This is a genomic window from Hymenobacter sp. BRD67 (assembly GCF_013256425.1).
In the GTDB taxonomy this organism is placed as follows: domain Bacteria; phylum Bacteroidota; class Bacteroidia; order Cytophagales; family Hymenobacteraceae; genus Hymenobacter.
Genome location: NZ_CP053904.1, coordinates 3,154,101 through 3,172,365, shown reverse-complemented (window position 1 = coordinate 3,172,365; position 18,265 = coordinate 3,154,101). Strand labels below are relative to the sequence as shown.

General features: G+C 61.0%; 15 protein-coding genes and 1 pseudogene. 7 read left to right on the top strand and 9 right to left on the bottom strand.

Annotated elements, in window-relative coordinates:
- Window positions 1–12 precede the first annotated feature (12 nt).
- The 5 genes and pseudogenes from GKZ67_RS14685 to GKZ67_RS14665 form a co-directional block, all read right to left on the bottom strand.
- A complete protein-coding gene (locus tag GKZ67_RS14685) occupies window positions 13–909 on the bottom strand; it encodes a 1-aminocyclopropane-1-carboxylate deaminase/D-cysteine desulfhydrase (protein ID WP_173243680.1) in 897 nt (298 codons plus the stop codon).
- 23 nt (window positions 910–932) lie between these two features.
- Window positions 933–1,943: a YfhO family protein gene (locus GKZ67_RS14680; protein ID WP_173243677.1), complete on the bottom strand. Its 1,011-nt coding sequence runs from the start codon at window positions 1,941–1,943 to the stop codon at window positions 933–935.
- Window positions 1,943–3,457: a hypothetical protein gene (locus GKZ67_RS14675; protein WP_173243674.1), complete on the bottom strand. Its 1,515-nt coding sequence runs from the start codon at window positions 3,455–3,457 to the stop codon at window positions 1,943–1,945. Before GKZ67_RS14675 ends, GKZ67_RS14680 begins: the two co-directional genes overlap by 1 nt.
- A 427-nt stretch (window positions 3,458–3,884) precedes the next feature.
- Window positions 3,885–4,048 (bottom strand): annotated as a pseudogene (locus GKZ67_RS23710) (IS630 family transposase); the annotation flags it as partial.
- A gap of 379 nt (window positions 4,049–4,427) precedes the next feature.
- Entirely contained in the window at window positions 4,428–5,537 is a 1,110-nt protein-coding gene (locus GKZ67_RS14665; protein ID WP_173243668.1) for a TlpA family protein disulfide reductase, read from the bottom strand.
- 407 nt (window positions 5,538–5,944) lie between these two features.
- On the opposite strand from GKZ67_RS14665, the gene GKZ67_RS14660 reads away from it, so the two are divergent.
- The 3 genes from GKZ67_RS14660 (at window position 5,945) to GKZ67_RS14650 (ending at window position 10,214) form a co-directional block, all read left to right on the top strand.
- The gene (locus GKZ67_RS14660; RefSeq protein ID WP_173243665.1) at window positions 5,945–6,781 is read left to right on the top strand and encodes an oxidoreductase; all 837 of its coding nucleotides are present in this window, start codon (window positions 5,945–5,947) and stop codon (window positions 6,779–6,781) included.
- A 104-nt stretch (window positions 6,782–6,885) separates the two neighbouring features.
- Window positions 6,886–9,480 (top strand): bifunctional UDP-N-acetylmuramoyl-tripeptide:D-alanyl-D-alanine ligase/alanine racemase, encoded by a 2,595-nt coding sequence (locus tag GKZ67_RS14655; RefSeq protein WP_173243662.1) that lies wholly within the window; start codon window positions 6,886–6,888, stop codon window positions 9,478–9,480.
- Window positions 9,481–9,557: 77 nt separating this feature from the next.
- On the top strand, window positions 9,558–10,214 hold the full coding sequence (locus tag GKZ67_RS14650; RefSeq protein ID WP_173243659.1) for an OmpA family protein: 657 nt from the start codon (window positions 9,558–9,560) through the stop codon (window positions 10,212–10,214).
- A 168-nt stretch (window positions 10,215–10,382) separates the two neighbouring features.
- Here GKZ67_RS14650 and GKZ67_RS14645 read toward each other — a convergent pair whose 3' ends face one another.
- The gene (locus GKZ67_RS14645) at window positions 10,383–11,282 is read right to left on the bottom strand and encodes a carboxypeptidase-like regulatory domain-containing protein (RefSeq protein ID WP_151085840.1); all 900 of its coding nucleotides are present in this window, start codon (window positions 11,280–11,282) and stop codon (window positions 10,383–10,385) included.
- A gap of 331 nt (window positions 11,283–11,613) precedes the next feature.
- Here GKZ67_RS14645 and GKZ67_RS14640 point away from each other — a divergent pair, with 331 nt between their 5' ends.
- Complete coding sequence (locus GKZ67_RS14640; RefSeq protein ID WP_173243656.1) at window positions 11,614–13,062, top strand: alpha/beta hydrolase; 1,449 nt, start codon at window positions 11,614–11,616, stop codon at window positions 13,060–13,062.
- Between the two features lie 4 nt (window positions 13,063–13,066).
- Here the strand turns inward: GKZ67_RS14640 and GKZ67_RS14635 are convergent.
- The 3 genes from GKZ67_RS14635 to GKZ67_RS14625 all read right to left on the bottom strand — a co-directional run bounded on the left by GKZ67_RS14635 (window position 13,067) and on the right by GKZ67_RS14625 (window position 14,992).
- A protein-coding gene (locus tag GKZ67_RS14635; RefSeq protein WP_410505076.1) for an IS5 family transposase occupies window positions 13,067–13,878 on the bottom strand; the annotation gives its coding sequence in 2 pieces (ribosomal slippage) (window positions 13,067–13,725 and window positions 13,725–13,878; 813 coding nt in all).
- 197 nt (window positions 13,879–14,075) lie between these two features.
- Entirely contained in the window at window positions 14,076–14,450 is a 375-nt protein-coding gene (locus GKZ67_RS14630; RefSeq protein ID WP_173243653.1) for a hypothetical protein, read from the bottom strand.
- Window positions 14,396–14,992, bottom strand: coding sequence for a carboxypeptidase-like regulatory domain-containing protein (locus GKZ67_RS14625; RefSeq protein WP_173243650.1), 597 nt, complete (start codon window positions 14,990–14,992; stop codon window positions 14,396–14,398). Before GKZ67_RS14625 ends, GKZ67_RS14630 begins: the two co-directional genes overlap by 55 nt.
- A 227-nt stretch (window positions 14,993–15,219) precedes the next feature.
- On the opposite strand from GKZ67_RS14625, the gene GKZ67_RS14620 reads away from it, so the two are divergent.
- The 3 genes from GKZ67_RS14620 to GKZ67_RS14610 are packed head-to-tail and all read left to right on the top strand — an operon-like array spanning window position 15,220 to window position 18,171.
- Window positions 15,220–15,501 carry a ferrous iron transport protein A gene (locus tag GKZ67_RS14620; RefSeq protein ID WP_254244848.1) on the top strand — a complete coding sequence of 94 codons (282 nt, stop codon included), beginning with the start codon at window positions 15,220–15,222 and terminating at the stop codon, window positions 15,499–15,501.
- Window positions 15,502–15,511: 10 nt separating this feature from the next.
- A complete protein-coding gene (feoB, locus tag GKZ67_RS14615) occupies window positions 15,512–17,686 on the top strand; it encodes a ferrous iron transport protein B (protein WP_173243647.1) in 2,175 nt (724 codons plus the stop codon).
- Window positions 17,674–18,171 carry a hypothetical protein gene (locus GKZ67_RS14610; protein ID WP_173243645.1) on the top strand — a complete coding sequence of 166 codons (498 nt, stop codon included), beginning with the start codon at window positions 17,674–17,676 and terminating at the stop codon, window positions 18,169–18,171. The genes feoB and GKZ67_RS14610 overlap by 13 nt, the downstream gene beginning before the upstream one ends.
- The last annotated feature ends 94 nt before the right edge of the window (window positions 18,172–18,265 follow it).

The following is an 18,265-nucleotide window of genomic DNA, read 5'->3' as shown; positions in this document are numbered from 1 at the left end:
GTTTTTTACTGCCTACAGGAACCCCGCCCATGCTTGCAGGCCTCCCGTATGCACGGCTACGACGGTGCTGCCGGGCGTAAAGTGCCCTTTTTTAAGAAGGTCAAGCACGCCAAAAAGTAGCTTGCCGGTATAGATAGGGTCGAGCAGCACACCATAATCGGCCTGAAACTGCTGAATGAATGCCCTTAATTCGGGCGGCAGCCTGGCGTAGCCGCCGAAGTGATAGCCGGTGTGCAGCTCGTAGTTGGTGAGCGGGCGGTTAGCGGCGGCCTGCGTCAGCGCGTCAATCTCGCCGCGCAAAAAATCAGCGCCTTTCAGGGCCGCTACGCCTATCGCGCGGGCCGGGTAGGGGGCTTCGGCCAGGCCCAGCGCCAGGCCGGCCAGGGTGCCGCCGGTGCCTGCCGCCACGGCCACGGCATCGAAGTCGGTGTGCCGGCGCAGCTCGCCGATAAGCTCGGCCACGCCGCGCAGGGCCAGCGCATTGGTGCCGCCCTCGGGCAGCAGATAGGGGTGGCCGAACTGCTGCTGGATATCGGTTAAAAATTCCGGCTCATTGCGGCGGCGGTAAGTAGCGCGGTCGAGATAGTGCAGAGCCATGCCATCGGCCACGCACTGCGCCAGGGTCGGGTTGAGGGGCTGGTGCTCTTCGCCACGCACCAGGCCAATAGTGTTAAACCCATAGAGCCGTCCTGCGGCTGCCACCGCCGCCAGGTGGTTGGAGTACGCCCCGCCGAAAGTAAGCAGGTTCGTAAATCCTTCCCAAATGGCTTCTTGTATATTGTATTTGAGCTTACGGGCCTTATTTCCCGGCAGGTCGGAGTTGAGTAGGTCGTCGCGCCAGAGCAGCAGGCGCACGCCGTGGCGCTCGGCGATGGGGTGGGGTATAGGAAGTAAAAAATCGTTTGTCATTTCGAGCGCAATGACCGGCGAGGTTAGGCGGCCCTGGCAGTGTCACCGTTCTCATCAACCCGGCGCTGCCGGAAGCCGAATACGCCTGCCGCCGCTACCGCCAGCAGTACGCCGATGCTGGCTAGCAGCGACACCGTATTACCAATCTTATATTCTTTGGGCTCGAACACAAACTTGATTTCGTGGGCGCCGGCCGGCACCTGCATGGCGCGCAGCACAAAGTCGGCCCGGAAATGGGGCACCGGCTTGCCATCGAGGAAAGCCTGCCAGCCATCGGCGTAATAGATTTCGGAGAAGACCGCCGTGGCCGGCCGGGCGGCCGAGTAGCGGTAGGTGAGGGCGTCGGGCGCGTAGCTGGTGAGGGCGATGGTAGCCGACGAGTCAGGATACGCCGCCGGCTTCACGTCGGGAAACTTGTGCGTGTCAACTACTGCTACCTGCCTGGCATTGAGAGTAGTGAGGGCATTCATCTCGGCGTCAGGGCTGTCTACGGCGCGTAGCTCACGCACAAACCAAGCATTGCCCAGCGCGCCGGGGTTGCGCTGCACCTGCTCGGCTTCGCCCTGCTTTTGAGGTGGCACTATCACGTAGCGTGTGTTCAGCATGTTGAGCACGCCGGTATTATTCTGCGATATCTGGCGCTCGATGAGGTCCTGGTAGCGGCGCAGCTTGGCGCCGTGGTAGCCGCCGATGCTCTTATGAAAGTACGAGGTGCGCGCCTCATTGAACGGGTTGCCGAGGTTGAGCACGCGGTAGCTCAGGTCCTTGTCCTGGAGTATCTGCTGGTCGGCGGGCGAAGGCTGGAAGCTCTCGACAATGGTTTCGTTCTGGAAATTCTTCTCGCCCAGGTAGCGCTTGTCCACCGTCCAGAGGTCGAGCAAGACCAGTGCTGCCACCGCCAGCGCGGCAAGGCGGGCGTCAATCTTGCCCCGCAGGTAAAAGAACAGCGCCGCCAGCGTGAGGCCCACAAACAGCAGTCCGCGCCAGATATCGTTGTGCAGCAAATCGGCACGGTCGGCGCGCAGCGCTGTCATCAACTGGGGCGTAAAGCCGCTTTGTGAGAGCCCGGCATCCTGCGGGAGGCATAATCGAAGCTCAGGCTGGCAATCCAGCTCAGCAGCAGGAAGCCCGCCGTAATGGCTCCGGCATATAGCAATTGCCGGGTGCGTAGCTGGTAATCGGCCGACTCGACCACCACGGCCGGTGTGCCAGCGGCTGCACGAGCAGCTTTGGCCAGCGCCGGATGCATCGGCTCGGTAGCGGGTCCTGCGCCTGGAGGCCCCGCTACCGGGCGTGGCCGCAGTATGCGCGAGAGCGCCAGCGCGGCTAGCAGCGGCATAGCCAGCTGGGCTATTACCAGGCCCATGCTCACGGCGCGGAAGCTGCGGTAGCCCGGCAGGTAATCGAATATCAGGTTGTTAATGGTTTCAAAGTTCTTACCCCAGGCCAGCACAAACGAGAGCAGCGTGCCCGCCAGCAGCCAGTAGCGCGTGCGCTTATCGACCACAAACAGCCCAAGCACAAACAGAAAGCACACCGTAACGCCCACGTACACCGGGCCGGCCACGTAGGCCTGGTCGCCCCAGTAGGTGGGCATACTGCCCAGGTATTCTTCGGGTAGGCCGGCGGCAGCCAGGTGCGAGTCTTTACCCAGCGGCATGGCGCTGCTGCCGCCGTAGAAGTTGGGCACCAGCAGCGTCATCGTCTCGCCCACGCCGTAGCTGTAGGCAAAAGCGTAGTCGCGGTCCTGCTGCCGGGCACTGGGCGCGGCTGGCTGGCCGGGCTGGGGCGGCAAGGCTTTTAGCTCAGAGGGCGAGCGGTTGCTGTATTTACTGTATTCGTAGGTGGTATAGAGGCGGCCGAAGCTCACGCCAATAGCCAGCAGCGCACCCACGCCCAGCAAGGCTACGCGGCTAAGAAAATCGGGCAAGCGCCCGGCCCGAATGGCGGCCACCAGCTCCATGAGGCCATAAATAGCCACCAGCAAGCCCAGGTAATAGGTAATCTGCGGGTGGTTGGCCCGCACGTTCATGGTCAGGCCCAGCGTGAAGAGCGCTGCGCCCAGCCACTTGTTCTGCCGAAAAGCCAGCAGCAGGCCGCCCAGTACCAGCGGCGCGTAGGCCAGCGCCCACGACTTGGTATTGTGCCCGGCCGCCAGAATGGCGAGGTTGTAGCTCGAAAAGCCCAGCGCCACCGCGCCGGCCACCGCCACCAGCGGGCGCACGCCTAGCGCCACCAGCAGCACGTAGCCGCAGAGCAAGGCCACAAACAGGTTGCTCACCACGCCGGGCAGGCCCAGCGCCACGGCCTTCTGCACGAACACGAACAAGTCGCCGGGAAAGTGCACCGAGATGAGGTAGGTCGGCATCCCCGAGAACATGGAGTTGGTCCACAGCGGCTCGTGGCCGTGCTCGGCGGCCCACTGCTGCGTTTCGTGCGCGCCGCCCTGAAACTGGGTAATATCGTGCTGCGCTAATGTTTGGTGGTTGAAGACGATGGGCGCGAAGTAGGCCACGGCCAGCACCACGAAGAACAACACGGCCAGCACGTGTGGCCAGGCCCGCTGCCACAGCGGCGCGGGCGGGGGGTAAGCGAAGCAGAAACGGCCATCGGGCGGTTTAAATACGGTTGGGCAATTGAAGCCCGAAGGTAGCGCCGGGGCGGGGAAGGGATGGCGTAAGCCTAATCGAAGGCTGACCAGCCTTTCTTTGTGCTAGCCTCGTTTTCCAGTGAGTAGGGCCAACTTTTGCAAGGTAGATGGGCACCGCTTGCTGATAGTAGGTATGCGCTAGTAGATTAAATCTAGTTGGTTGTCGGGTACAATAGTTTGAGTTTAAGGCGGGCCTCGGCGGTGGTGAACTGCCAGCTGGTAAGCTTTCCGCGCTGGTTGTGGGCCCTCTGCCAGGCCTGGCACTAGGCTTCCAACGCCAGTCGGTCTGGCACGCGTTCGGGCAGGCCGTGGGTGAGCACGGCGGCAAACTCGATTTCAGCCATCTTCAGCCATAAGCCGTGCTTAAGGGTGAACACAAACTCGACCCGCTGCAAGAGGGCGTGGGCGCGGGCCGGGTCAAAAACGCTCGTAAAAAGCCGCCGGCTGGTGGGCCGACAAGTTGTCGAGTACGACCGTCACGCGCTCGGCCTGAGCGCAGTCCTCGTCAAGCAGGCGGGTCTCCACGCGGGCGAAGGTGAGCCGGTCTTCGACCTGCACCCGGCGGCTGCCCGAGCAGGGCGGCCTCGACCCCCGCTTCAGGGGCACGCTGGCGCAGGCGCTCCAAGGTGCGCGTGCTCACGGCGTAGGCCTAGCTAGTTTGCGCGTCCGTCCAGCCTAACCCATTGGTGGTCACAGCCAGCAGGCACTGCGCCCGTACCAACCGCGTGCTGGCGACCCGCTTGTGCTGCACCACCTCCCTTAACGAAGCCCGCTCCTGCTAGGTCAACGTGATAATATAGCATTTTGCCATCGGTAGTGATAGATTATTTCACCTGACAAGGTATTAGATTTCACCTACTAGCAATAATTAGTTTGCTACTGCACGTTTAATAGCGGCGGCTACTGCTTGCATGTTGCTGCCGCCCTCTTTATCCAATACCACTTTCCCATCCTTGCCAATCACCACATAGTGGGGAAAACCAGTGACGTGATACGCTGTCTGCTGCGCAGGGGTCCCCATCACTTGCAGATACGTTGCCCGCTGGCGATGCAAAATGCCTGCTGCTCGCAGGATAGCCTCCTTAGAGGAGTCTAGTAGCACCCCCATAACGACTACCTGGCTGGGGTAAGTGTCCTGCATATGCTGCAATTTGGGCATGGAGGCGATACAAGGCGCGCAGAACGTTTCCCAAAAGTCTAGTACCACCACTTTCCCTCGGTAGGCCTGCAGCTTAATGGGGGCCTTCGTAAAACTCACCAGCTGAAAGGGCGGGGCCGCCCGCCCGAGCAGCGAAGGGGCTGCTACGGGTGCGGGAGCCGGTACAACAGGACTGTACTCGGTTAGAAAAGCTGGGGCTTGCAGCACTTGCGTTTGAGCGGCCGCGTTAAGCTGGACTTTTGTGAGCAGTTTGCGCGTAATCCAGGGGCGACCTCCGCGTACCATTGACGTGCGCACGATGCGGACCAGACCGGTTGTACCATCGAGAAACAAGTCGGTAGAACGGTTCAGGACGTCAACAGTTGGTTGGTCAGGATAACGTAAATGTAGCACCCCACCCTGTGGGCTAGTGCTGTACGTAACGCTTTGGTAGGTAGTGTCAATAGCGAGAAGTTCTTCTACTAGCATTTGCCCGGCCGGACTACCTAGCACTGACGGAGCATAAGGCTCCTTCACAATTTGGAAGGTCTTGACCTTATCGTCAAGGTCGAAGCCTACATTGCCATTGTAATAATAGGACGCACCTATATCCGGGCGATGCGCAAAAAAGCTCACGCCGAGCAATCTGCTTTTGGGGTTGCGTTGGAGCATCACCTGGCCAGTATGGTGCCAGACGTCGCCCTCGCCGAAGGTGTCATTTCGTTCTACCTGGTAGTCCACCGCGTTGAGCGCGGCAATAGTGGTGCGATAGGTGCGCAGCCGCTCGGCCCCTGTTTGCGCGCTACTGCGCTGCCCTGCGCCTAGTAGCAGGAGGGACAAAAGGAAACTGTATTTCATGCGAAGAAATCCTAACCAGCGGTAAGTATATGCGCTAACCGAAGTAGCTTAATGCTTGTCATATAAGTAACTACGCTCAAAAGAGTTGTAAAAGGCTATTTTGCATTATCAAATATACGCTGTATGCCCAGGGGGTGAAAAGTGACTTGTCCGACTATAGCTTCACCCGATGGCACGGGGCTCTGTCCCGCGCCATCGGCGCTGACCCAAACAGCTTTAAAGGCTCAGGAGAGAGGCTGCCCTTGGTTTGCCAGGTCAATCGCATAATTTTTTTTGCTTATCAAAAATAAGTACTTTATTGTATATTAAAACTTGTACATAAATAATAAATCACCAAACAATCAGCCTCCGCTGCGTGTCTTGCTCCCTCATTCCACAAGACGTATCTCATGCCTGATACCCAAAAAACCTGGTTTATTACCGGCGCCTCCACCGGCCTCGGCGAAGCCCTGGCAACGCTGTTGCTCGACAAGGGCGAGCGTGTGGCCGCCACCTTCCGCAAGCCGGAGCAAGTTGCTGAATTTACGAAGCGCAAGCCCGGCCACAGCCTGGGCGTGCTGGTAGACGTGACCGACGCCGACCAGATAAAGGGGGCCGTGGCGCACGTCATTGCCGCTTCCGGCCACCTCGACGTGGTCGTAAATAATGCCGGCTACGGCTCGCTGGGCAGCATTGAAGAGATTACCGAAGCCGAAACTATCCGGCAGTTCGACGTGAATATGATGGGGCCGCTACGCGTGATTCGGGCGGTGCTGCCGGCCCTGCGCGAGCGCCGGGCCGGCCACATTCTCAACGTAACTTCGGTGGGCGGCTTTATCGGCATGGCGCACGCAGGCATCTACAACGCCTCGAAGTTTGCGCTTGAAGGCCTCGGCGAGTCGCTGGCTGCGCAGGTGAAGCCGCTGGGCATCCACGTCACCAACGTCGAGCCGGGGCCGTTTCGCACCAAGTGGGCGGGCGAGTCGGCGACCTACACGGAAAATAAAATCGCCGACTACGCCAGCACCGTGGGCGCGGGTCTCAAGGCCTCGCTGGGCCGCGACGGCAACCAGGCCGGCGACCCCGTGAAGGCCGCCGAAGCTATGTACCAGCTCGTGCGCCTGCCTAACCCGCCCGTGCACCTATTGCTCGGCGGCTTCGCTTACAAGATGGTGCGCGACAAATTGCAGGGGTTATTAAAAGAAATCGACGACTTTGCCTACCTCGGCGAGCCGACTGATTTCTAGGCCGGAGTAGCGTGGACTCTGCGAGTCCGTGCGTGGGAACGTTGTTCAATACTACCACGCGCGGACTCGCAGAGTCCACGCTACTTCCCGACCTTTGCCGGGCCATGTCCATTCGTTTTTCTGACCTGCCGGCCCTGCTCGGCGGCACCCTGCTGCAAGCGCCCGCCACCAATGCTGCCCTCGCCACGCTGCTGCTCGACAGCCGCCGCGTGGGCCTCGTGACCGGCGCCGTGTTCTTCGCCCTGCGCGGGCCCAATCACGACGGCCACCAGCACCTGGTGGCGCTTTACGCGCGCGGCGTGCGGCTGTTTGTGGTGAGCCAGCCGCCGGCCAGCCTGGCCCCGTTTGCGGGCGCAGGCTTCGTGCAGGTGGCCGATACGCTGGCCGCGCTGCAAGCGCTGGCGGCGCGGCACCGGGCGGCTTTCACCGGGCCGGTGTGGGCCATCACGGGCTCCAACGGCAAAACCATTGTGAAGGAGTGGCTGGCTCAGCTGCTGGCCTCCGATGAAGACATCTGCCGCTCGCCCAAAAGCTACAACTCGCAGGTGGGCGTGCCGCTGAGCGTGTGGGAGCTGGCACCCGGCCGCCACACGCTGGGTATTTTTGAGGCTGGCATCTCGGAGCGCGGCGAGATGCAGAAACTGGCCGCGATTATCCGGCCCACGCACGGCATTTTTACCACATTGGGTACGGCCCACGACGCTGGCTTTTCTTCCGAAGAAGAAAAGCTGGGAGAAAAGCTCGGCCTGTTCGAACTGCCCGGCTTCGAGCTGCTGGTATACTGCGCCGATCAGCCCGTGGTACACGCCGCCGTGCGGGTGCGCGGCCTGCCGGCCCTGGCCTGGACGCGCCGCGATGCTCCCGGCGCGGCGCTGCGCTTTCGGCTGACAGCCAACTCGGCCGGCACTACCAGCGTGCGCGTGCGGTTGGGCGAAGCCGAAGCCGCGGCGCATTTCACCAACGAGCGGCTGGCGCTGCGGGCCGCTTCGCGCTTCACGCTGCCCTTTGCCGATGAGCCGTCGGTCGAGAACGCGCTGCACTGCCTGGCCGTGCTGCTGTGGCGGCAGCTCGACCCCGCCAAGGCGCTGGCTTCGGCCGAGATTCAGCGCCGCCTGCTGCGGCTGCACCCGGTGGCCATGCGCCTCGAAATGAAAGCCGGCCGCCACGGCTGCTACCTGCTCGATGATACCTATAATAACGACCTCGCCGGCCTCTCGCTGGCGCTCGATGCGCTGAGCCGGCAGGCCCGGCCCGGTGGGCGTACGCTCATTCTCAGCGATGTGCTCGAATCGGGTCTCAGCGGTGCCGAGCTCTACGCCCGCGTGGCAGCGCTGGTGCAGGCCCACGGCGTAACGCGCCTCATTGGGGTAGGTGAGGAGTTGAGCTATGAGTTAGGAGGTAGGAGTGATGAGTTAGCAGAAGGAATTCAAAATAGCCAGCTCCTAACTCAATTTTATGCTTCCACCGAAGCACTGCTGGCGGAGCTGCGGCCCGCTGATTTTCAAAATGAAACCATCCTGGTAAAAGGCGCGCGGCGCTTTGGCTTCGAGCGCGTGGTAGCGGCTTTGCAGCAGCCCCAGCACGGCACGGTGCTCGAAGTAAACCTGGATGCGCTCACGCACAATCTCCAATACTACCGCCAGCGCCTGAACCCTGCTACGAAGCTCATGGTGATGGTAAAGGCTTTCGCCTACGGCAGCGGCTCCTACGAGGTGGCCAGCCTGCTGGAGTTTCAGCGGGCCGACTACCTGGCCGTGGCTTATGCCGACGAAGGCCAGCAGCTGCGCGATAGTGGTATTAGCCTGCCCGTTATGGTGCTGAACCCAGGGCCCGATTCCTTCAGCCAGCTGCGGCGCTATAGGCTGGAGCCCGAAATCTACTCGCTGGAGCGCCTGCGCGACTACCTGCAAGCCGCCCGCGAAGCAACTGCCGATGGGGCTGGGCCCTTGCCGCCGCTGCATATCAAGCTCGATACGGGTATGCGCCGCCTGGGCTTTGCCGAAGAAGAATTGCCCGACTTGCTGGCGCTGCTGGCCGCCCACCGCGCTGCCTTGCCAGTGGCGGGCATCATGACCCACCTGGCGGCGGCCGACGACCCGGCCCACGACGATTTTACCAGGCAGCAGCTGAGCACTTTCCGGCGTATGGCGGCGGCCATAGAAGCGGTGCTGGGCTACCCGGCGCTCAAGCATGCGCTCAATTCGGCCGGCATTCGGCGCTTTCCCGAGGCGCAGCTCGATATGGTGCGCCTGGGCGTAGGCCTGTATGGCGTAGAGGCGGGGGCGGAGGATGCTGCTAATCTGCTACCGGTAAGCACCTTGAAAACAACTATCTCCCAGATAAAAACGCTGCCGGCCGGCACTACCGTCGGCTACGGGCGGCGCGGGGCCGCCACCGACCACGAGCGCCGCGTAGCCACGCTGGCCATTGGCTACGCCGATGGCTACGACCGGCGCTTCAGCAACGGCCGGGGCGTGGTGCTGCTGCACGGCCGCCGCGCCCCGGTGGTGGGCTCGGTGTGCATGGATATGGTGATGGTAGACGTAACGGATATCGCCGATGCCCGGCCTGGCGACGTGGCGATAGTGTTTGGCGAAGCGCTGGGCATAAGCGAGTTGGCGGCTCGCATTGGTACTATTGCCTACGAGCTGCTGACCAACGTAAGTGAGCGGGTGAAGCGGGTGTTTGTGAGCGAATGATGTGAATGTGCTAACACTACGGCCGGGTTTCCGTATGTGGCCTAGCTTTTTGCATTCGTTCTAACCCTTCTTTCACCATGACCAAATCATTGTTTCCGCTGTTGGCAGCGGCCACGCTCGTTTTTACCAGCTGCAGCGACCTCAAAAAATCGGATGAGAAAAATACCCTTGGCGAAGCGACCAAGGATACCGCAGTAGTGGCGCGCACCGGCAAAACGGTGAGCGATGTTGCTACAGGAGCCGCGAATGGCGTCGATAGCGCCGCCAGCAAAACCGGCAGCGCCATCAGCAACGCCTTCGACCTCACCAAGGCCAAGCTCTCCGATGTGAAGCTTTCGGAGATTAACACGCCCGGCGTCACCGTGCGCGGCAATGACGATTACCAGGTGTACGGGGTAGACGAGAAAATCCTCTTCGATACCAACAAGTCAGATATCAAGCCCAGCGCCGCCGCTGCGCTCAAGCAAATTGGCGCGTCTATCAACCAGCGCTACGCCGGTAAAGAGGTGCGGGTACTCGGCTTTGCTGATGCCCGTGGCGACAAAAGCTACAACCGCGAGCTGAGCGAGAAGCGCGCCCAGGCGGTTAAAAATTATCTTACTACCACTGATAAGCTCGCGGCCGACCACGTAAGCACCGAGGCTTTTGGCGCCAGTGCGCCGGTTGCCTCCAATGCAACGGCCGCCGGCCGCCAGCAAAATCGCCGCGTAGAAATTGCCGTGCGGGTGAAGTAGCCCCGCCCGGTCGGCAGCAGGTAAAGTTATTGGCTGCGCAATAGCCAGCCTTGTTAAAATGCAAAATGCCTCCGTCGCTTAGCGACGGAGGCATTTTTAGTAATTCGCCTTTATAGGGTTGCCGGGTAGTGTCTTATCGGATGGCTAGCAGCAGTAGGGGAGCGCGCCTTATTTATAGGCGTCTACCTCGGCGCGCATCATAGCGTTGAAGTGCGAGCCGCCGTTGGCCAGCGTTACCAGGTTCCAGCCGCGGCCAATGGCATAGCTCCAGGTGCGACTATCCTTGAACTCGAAAGTGGGCCGCAGAATCTGGCCGTAAGGCGTGTAGTTGTCCATGAAATTAGTGGTGTAGAACTTGTCACCGCTCACAATCCACTCCATTGCCACGTAGAAGCCTTCTTCAGGTGCTACCAGGTTGTAGGGCGACAAATCGACCGTAAACCACTCGCCCCCACGGGCCGCCGAAACGATAACGCTCTCGGTCAGCATGTCTTCATTGGGCGCGTTGTAGTTGCCGTTCGCTTTGTAGATGCGTACCCGGAACGGCTCACGCGGGAAGCCGTTTTCCCCGATAAAAAACGATACTGTGCGGATGAGACCGAGCTTTTTAGCTTTATCGTTTTTGCACATGAAGGCATACTGCTGGCCCGGCAGGCCCTGAATCATACCGGCGCCCGGCGAGTTGGAGTGCGCACCCAACAGCGTGGGTTTTACCCCCTTGGTTTCCACTTTTACTTCGGCAAGCGCAACGGCCTGCTTCGGAAGCTGAATAATAATCTCTTCCATATTGGCCCCGCGCTTCACGTAGAGGGCGGTTCGCTTATAGCCCAGCGCCATCACGACAACCGAGTCTTCGGTTACCTTGGTGGGCATAGCCAGCTGAAAGTAGCCGTATTCATTGGTAAGCGCGCCGGTTTGCTCCTCGCGCAGGTTGATGGAGGCAAACGGAATAGGGTCCTGCGTCTTTTCATCCACCACGCGGCCCGTAATGCGGCCTTCCTGCTGGGCCCAGCTCAGCGTGGGCAGCAGGCTGCCAATAATCAAAAGGAATAGTAAACGCTTAATCATACAGTAAAAAAGAAATGGATAGGGCTCCGGCCCACAAATTTAATTACAAGGCTTCGCATCTAAAGTAGGGTAGCCGGGAAATTTCTAGAAAAATTCCTACTTGGCAAATAAAAAAAGTCGGGACCCGTGCGGAACCCTGCTCCAGGCTGCTGGCGCCACCCGGCTGGGCAGCGTCAGCCCGCTGCCGGTCACTTACAAAACCCGGGTGGCTGCAAGAGCATTGCGCCGCTGGTTTCGTTGCGTCTGGCCCCTAACTTCGCCCGAGTAATGGCTATTGAGCCAGGTTTTTAATTGTCGGATGCACAATAGCTTGGCTCCCTCACTGCTATCTATGAAAACAAGTAGGCTAATTGGCTTGGCGATGGTGCTGGTGTGGCTGGCGCAGGGCGTACGGGCACAGCCTGGTAGCTCTTTCGCCAGCCATGCCCGCACGGCCGCAACCCTCGATGGACTATGGCGAGGGAAGCTGCTGGCCCCCGGAGGCGCCCTTGATTTAAGCGTAAGCATGGTGCGCCTGACGGGCGGCAGCTATTTTGCGGCGCTCGACGTGCCCGTGCAGAAACTCAATCGGATACCCATTGACGTGCGGCAGCCTACCGGCACCGACTCGGTGGTGCTGCTAGTGTCGGAAACCAGCAGCCGGTTCTTGGGCCGCCGCTCGCCCGATGGCCAGGAACTGAGCGGCCTGTGGTGCCGGCAGGGCCAGCGCACCCCCATAACCCTGCACCACGAGGCCTTCGACAGCAGCACCCCCACCGATGCGGTGGCCAGGTTTACGCCTCCTTACCAGGTCGAAGAGGTAATAGTGACAAGCTATACCGCGCGGCTGCGGCTGGCCGGCTCTCTCACGCTGCCGCCGGGCACCGGCCCGTTTCCGGCCGTGGTACTGGTATCCGACTTCGGCCAGCAGGACCGCGACGGGCTTACGCCGGGCGCGCCGGTTACAATGTTGAGCTACCGCATGCTGGGCACCCTGGCCGATTACCTCACCCGCCGCGGTATTGCCGTGCTGCGCCTCGACGACCGGGGCACGGGGCAATCGGGCGGCAGCGGCGACTCCGCTACGCCTATTCAGCGGGCCGGCGACCTGCAGGCAGCGCTCAACTACCTGCGTACCCGCCCCGAGATAGACCTGATGCACCTAGGGGTAATCGGCCACGGCGAAGGAGCCAACGTGGCGCTGCTGGTGGCCGCCTCGCCGCTGCCGCCGGCTTTTGTAGTGGGCCTGGGCACCTACGGGCTGCCCGGCCACGAAACCCTGTTGCTGCAGCAAGAGCAAGTGTGGCGGGCGCAGAAGCTCCCGCCCGTGCAGTTTAGCCTGCGGGTGCGTCGGCAGCAGGAACTGTACGACATTATCCGCAACCCGGCCAACCTGGCCCAAACTCAGACCATCGTGGCTAATATGCTGCACCAGAGTGACCCAGCCCTGTCGGCTGCCGAGGGCCAGCGCCAGACGGCGGCGCTGCTTACGCCCTGGCATCGTTCCTTTTTATCGTTCGACCCGACCGAGAATATCTACGCCGTGCAGTGCCCGGTATTGCTGATAACGGGCCAGGCCGATGAGCAGGCCCCGCCCGCCCGGCACCTGCCGGCCCTGAAGCAGGCCTTTAAGGCCAGTGGCAACCGCCTGCTGACCATGTATCGGCCCAAGGGAATTAACCACCTCATGCAACCGCCACTATACCAGTGGAATATGCTGGGCGGTGAGCCCAAGCCTACGTTTGACCCCGGCGTGCAGGAGTTTATCCGGCGGTGGGTGGTTGGGCACGCGGGTAACTAAAAGTCTATCCGAAAAATAAGAGGGAGTGTCGCCAGATGGTGTTGGCGCAGTCCAAGTGCAAGAACGCTTCATAATTGGCCACTTTCTTTTCCCAGCGGATGAGCAAGCGGCGAAAGCGGTGGAACCAGGCATGGGTGCGCTCGACGACCCAGCGGCGGGCACGGTAATGCGGGGTCCGGCACTTGTCAGCTTCTTCGCCCCGGCCCAGGATGTGGACGCGGTAGCCCCAGCGGGCCAGCAGGCGGCGAATGGCCTCGGCATCGTAGCCCTTATCGGCGCAGAAACCGGGCGCAAAATCGCCTTCGGCCGGTGGGGGCAGCACGGGCATCGAGCCGAGCACGGCCTGCACCTGAGTGACTTCGTGTACGTTGGCCCCGGTGACGGCCACGCCAATGGGTAGGCCCTGGGCTTCGGTCAGCACGTGGCGCTTGACGCCGCCCTTGCCCCGGTCGGTGGGGTTGGGGCCAACGGCCTCGCCGCCAAGCGGGGCCTTGGTCTGGCAGGCGTCGAGGCACTGCCAGTCCCAGTCCAGGCGGCCTTCGGCCTGCAGCTGGACCAACCCGCTGGTCCAGAGTTGCTTGAACACCCCAGCACGGGTCCACTCCTGGAACCGGTCATGGACCGTGGAGGCCGCCCCCAGGCACCGCGGCAGGGCTTTCCACTGCATCCCGTACACAAAATGTAGTACATGGCGAAGAACATCTGGCGGTCACAGGCACGTGGCCGGCCCCGCTGGCCAAGGCCGCTGGGCACGGCCGGCAGCAGCGGCTCGACGGCGGCCCACAAGGCCGGCGAGGGCAAAAAATCGGCATGAATCGTAGCTTCGTAGTCGGTTGTAGTCGGACGCAACGGGAATCTTGCAAGGTGTGGTAACCCCAAAATTCTCGCGTCTGGCTACAACTTTCTTATTTTTCGGATAGGCTCTAAGTATTCCAGCCAAACTAAAAGGGTTGCCGCTGCTCCGGGGTTATGGAGCGGCGGCAACCCTTTAGTTTGTATTAACTATATAGTGCTTACTTAATCATGTCCACTTCTGCCTTAATCATGGCATTGTAGTGCTGGCCGGCGGCGGTGGCCATCGTCAGCAGCGTCCAGCCTTTAGCGATGGAGTACGTCCAGGTACGGCTTTCCTTGAACTCGAAGGTCGGGCGCATAATCTGGCCGTAGGGCGTATAGCTGTCGTCCATAAAGTTGGTATTGAAGAACTTGTCGCCGCTCACAATCCATTCCATCGCCACAAAGAAGCCTTCTTCGGGCGCTACCACATTGTAAGGTGTCAGGTCAACGGTGTACCACTGGCCGCCTTTCGGGGCCGATACTACCACGTTATCGGTCAGGATATCCGTATTGGGCGAGTTGTAGTTGCCGTCGGGCTTGTAGAGGCGCACCCGGAACGGCTCGCGGGGAAGCCGTTTTCGCCGATGTAGAACGACACCGAGCGGATGTTGCCCAACCGCTTGTTTTTGTCATTCTTGACAAAAAAGGCATACTGCCCACCGGGCTGGCCTTGCAGCAGGCCATCGCCCGGCCGGTTGGAGCTGGTGCCCAGCTCCAGGTTTTTCACTTTGCCCCCTTTCACCGTTACTTCTTTCAGGGCAATGGCGCGGCGGCTCACTTCCAGCACGAGGTTGGCCATGGGTTTACCCTTTTCTACTGCAATGGCCAGATGCTCGTAGCCCAGCGCCATCACAATGAGCGAGTCGGTATCGTTTTTCACCGGCCCAGGCAGCTGAAAAACCCCAAACTCATTGCTGAGTGCCCCGGTCTGTTCCGACTTCAGGCTAAGAGAGGTAAACGGCAGAGGCTCCTTCGTGGCCTTGTCAATAATTTTGCCGGCTAAGAGCGAAGGAGCGGGCGAAGTAGACTGCGCTCGTACGGTGCCGCTGGCAACGCATACGAATAGTGCAAAATAAAATAAACGTTGAAACATTTGTAAGTAGAAAGAGGACTGGCTAATGCAAAAATAAGCTTGAAAAGCTTAGGTTTTGCATAGATAGGCTGGCCTTTTAGTCAAGACTTTAGTACGTTGCGGCGAACCCCGCCGGATTGTAGACGAACGGCCTTATAGTGGATAAAAAATCCTATTGGCTGGGTCGGGCAACTAAAGTGCCGTATCTTTGTTTGAATTAAATCTAAATAACCAAACACTCTGCTATCGTGGCTCTTTTTCGTCGCTCCACCGCTGTGGCTGCTCAGCAGCCGGCTTCCGGCCGCCGCACCGCCAACGACCTGCGGCCCGGCGAATCGGCCACTGTATGCTGCCTGAAAGACCCGCAGATGGCCCTCAAGCTGCTCGATATGGGGTGCATTCCGGGTACGCAGGTGCGGCTGGCGGGCCGCGCTCCCCTCGGCGACCCGCTCATGCTGGTGCTCGGGGATGAAGAATATACGCTGTCGCTGCGCGTAAGCGAGGCCCTCACAATACAGCTAAAAGACTAACCCAAACGTAATGGTGGGCGCTAGTAAGGATGTGCGGCAGGCGTCGCCGCTCCCCGGCCCGCGGGAGGCGGCCCCGGAGCGCCTGCCCCGCCTGGCCCTCATCGGCAATCCCAACTCGGGCAAAACCTCGCTGTTTAATCAGCTGACGGGCCTCAACCAGAAGGTGGGGAATTTTCCCGGTGTTACCGTCGACCGCAAAACGGGCATTGCCCAGCTCGGCGGGCAGCGCCGGGCCGAAGTAGTGGATTTGCCCGGCACGTACTCGCTCTATCCCAAGAGCCTCGATGAGCGCGTTATTGCCGATTTGCTTTATAATCCGCGCTCGCCCGACTACCCCGACTTTGTGGTAGTGACCGTGGATGCCAGCAACCTGCGCCGCAGCCTGCTGCTGTTTTCGCAGCTCGCCGACCTGGGCCTGCCGGCCATCCTGGCGCTCAACATGACCGATGTAGCTGCTGAGCGCGGTATTCAGCTCGATGTAGCGACGCTGGAGCGGGAGCTGGGCGTGCCCGTGGTGCCGATGAATGCGCGCAGGGGAGTGGGCCTGGCCGCGCTGCGCATCGTCATGGCCGACCGCCTGGCCGCCCGGCCGCCGGCCGGCCGCTTCTGGCAGCCGGCGCCCGAGCTGCGGCCGCTGCTGGCCGAGATTCGCCAGCACTTTAAGCTGCCCAACGACTACCTGGCGCTGCACTATGCCCACCAGTTCCGGCAGCTGCACTTCCTGAGCGAAGACGACCGCCAGTACCTGGCCACGCTTACCGAAAAAGCTGCTTTCAACTCTACCGCCCAGCAGGCGGCCGAAACGGTAGCGCGCTACGCTCACATAAATGAGCTGCTGCTGGAGGTAGTGACCGTGACGCGCACCGAGCGCCGCGAGCCAGCCTCCAATCGCATCGACAAGGTGCTGACGCACCGCATATTTGGCTACCTTATTTTCTTGGCAATTCTGTTTTTGCTGTTTCAGGCCATCTTTGCCTGGGCCCAGTATCCGATGCAATGGATAGACCAGGGCATTTCGGCCCTGAGCGCGGCTATTCAGGCGCGTTTTCACGGGCCGCTGGTGCGGCTGCTTACGGAGGGCGTGATAGCCGGCCTGGGCGGGGTGCTGATTTTTATTCCGCAGATTGCCCTGCTCTTTGCCTTCCTGGCGGTGCTGGAAGAAACCGGCTACATGGCCAGGGTCACTTTTCTCATGGACAAGCTGATGCGTCCGTTTGGGCTCAGCGGCAAGAGCGTGGTGCCGCTTATTTCGGGGCTTGCCTGCGCGGTGCCGGCCATTATGGGCGCCCGCACCATTGAGAGCTGGAAAGATAGGATGTTGACGATATTCGTCACGCCCCTGATGTCGTGCTCGGCGCGCATTCCGGTATACACGGTGCTGGTGGCGCTGGTAGTGCCCGACGAGGCGTGGCTCGGCCTATTCAACCTGCGCGGGCTCGTGCTGATGGGCCTCTACCTGCTGGGGCTCACGTCTGCGCTGCTGTCGGCGCTGCTGCTGAAAGCCGTGCTCAAAGCCCGCGAGCGCAGCTACTTCATCATGGAGTTTCCAGTGTATCGCTGGCCGCGCTGGAAAAACGTGGGCCTGACGATTGTGGAGAAAGTAAAAGCCTTCGTAACGCAGGCTGGCAAGGTAATCATTGCCATCTCAATACTGCTGTGGGTATTGGCCAGCTATGGTCCGGGCCGGCGGCAGGAGCAGGCCGCCCTTCAGATGCAGCAAACGGCCAGCGCCGGGCACTGGTCGGCTGCCGAAACCGAGCGGCGCGTGGCTTCGGCCCGCCTCGAAAACTCCTACGCAGGCTCTTTCGGGCATGTGCTGGAGCCCGCCATCCAGCCGCTGGGCTTCGACTGGAAAGTCGGGATTGCGCTGCTCACGTCCTTCGCGGCCCGCGAGGTATTTGTGGGCACTATGAGCACCATTTACAGCGTGGGCCAGGATGCCGACCTGGGCACGGTGCAGCAAAAGCTGGCCGGCGAAAAAGATGCGCAGGGCCGGCCGTTCTTTACGCCGGTGCGGGCCTTGTCGCTGCTGGTGTTTTACGTGTTTGCCATGCAGTGCATGAGCACACTGGCCGTTACGTACCGCGAAACCAAAAGCTGGCGCTGGCCCCTGGGCCAGCTCGTGTACATGACCGGCCTGGCCTACGTGGCCTCGCTGTTTGTATGGCAGGTATGGGGGAGCTAAACAATACCAAACAGATGACGACCTACGAAACCCTGCTTCGCCTTGCCTTCCGTGAGCCCGCTGAGGCAGCTCACTATCTTACGCCCGCTGCGCTGGGTACCGAAGCCGGCTTCGAGCAGGCTACCGGCCGCGACCAGCCTTTCCGCTTCGAGCAGTGGCGCCTGGGTGTGGCCATGAGCCTGCTGCGCCTGCTCGGCGACCTGGGCGACCACGATGAGGCCCGCCGCGCTGCCGAAGTACTGCACCGCGCCTTGAACACGGCCCACTCGCCGCAGGAAATCGACAAGCAGATTGGCAAGGAAAACAAGTTGTTTGAGCAGATTTATACCAATCTCTACGTCAACGACGAAGGCGAAGCCCTGCTTGACCTCTTCGCCCGCACGCTCGACGCCGACGCGCCCGACCTGCTGGCCCAGGTGCAGGCCGAGGCGGTGGACCTGGCGCGGGAGCTGAATTTCGATGAGGAAGACGACGACCAGGAATAGCGCCCCCGCTATCTGCCGATAAGTAAAGCCCAGCCACAACTAAAAGAGGCCCGCGACAAACGTCGCGGGCCTCTTTCTGTACTGTCTCGTGAGC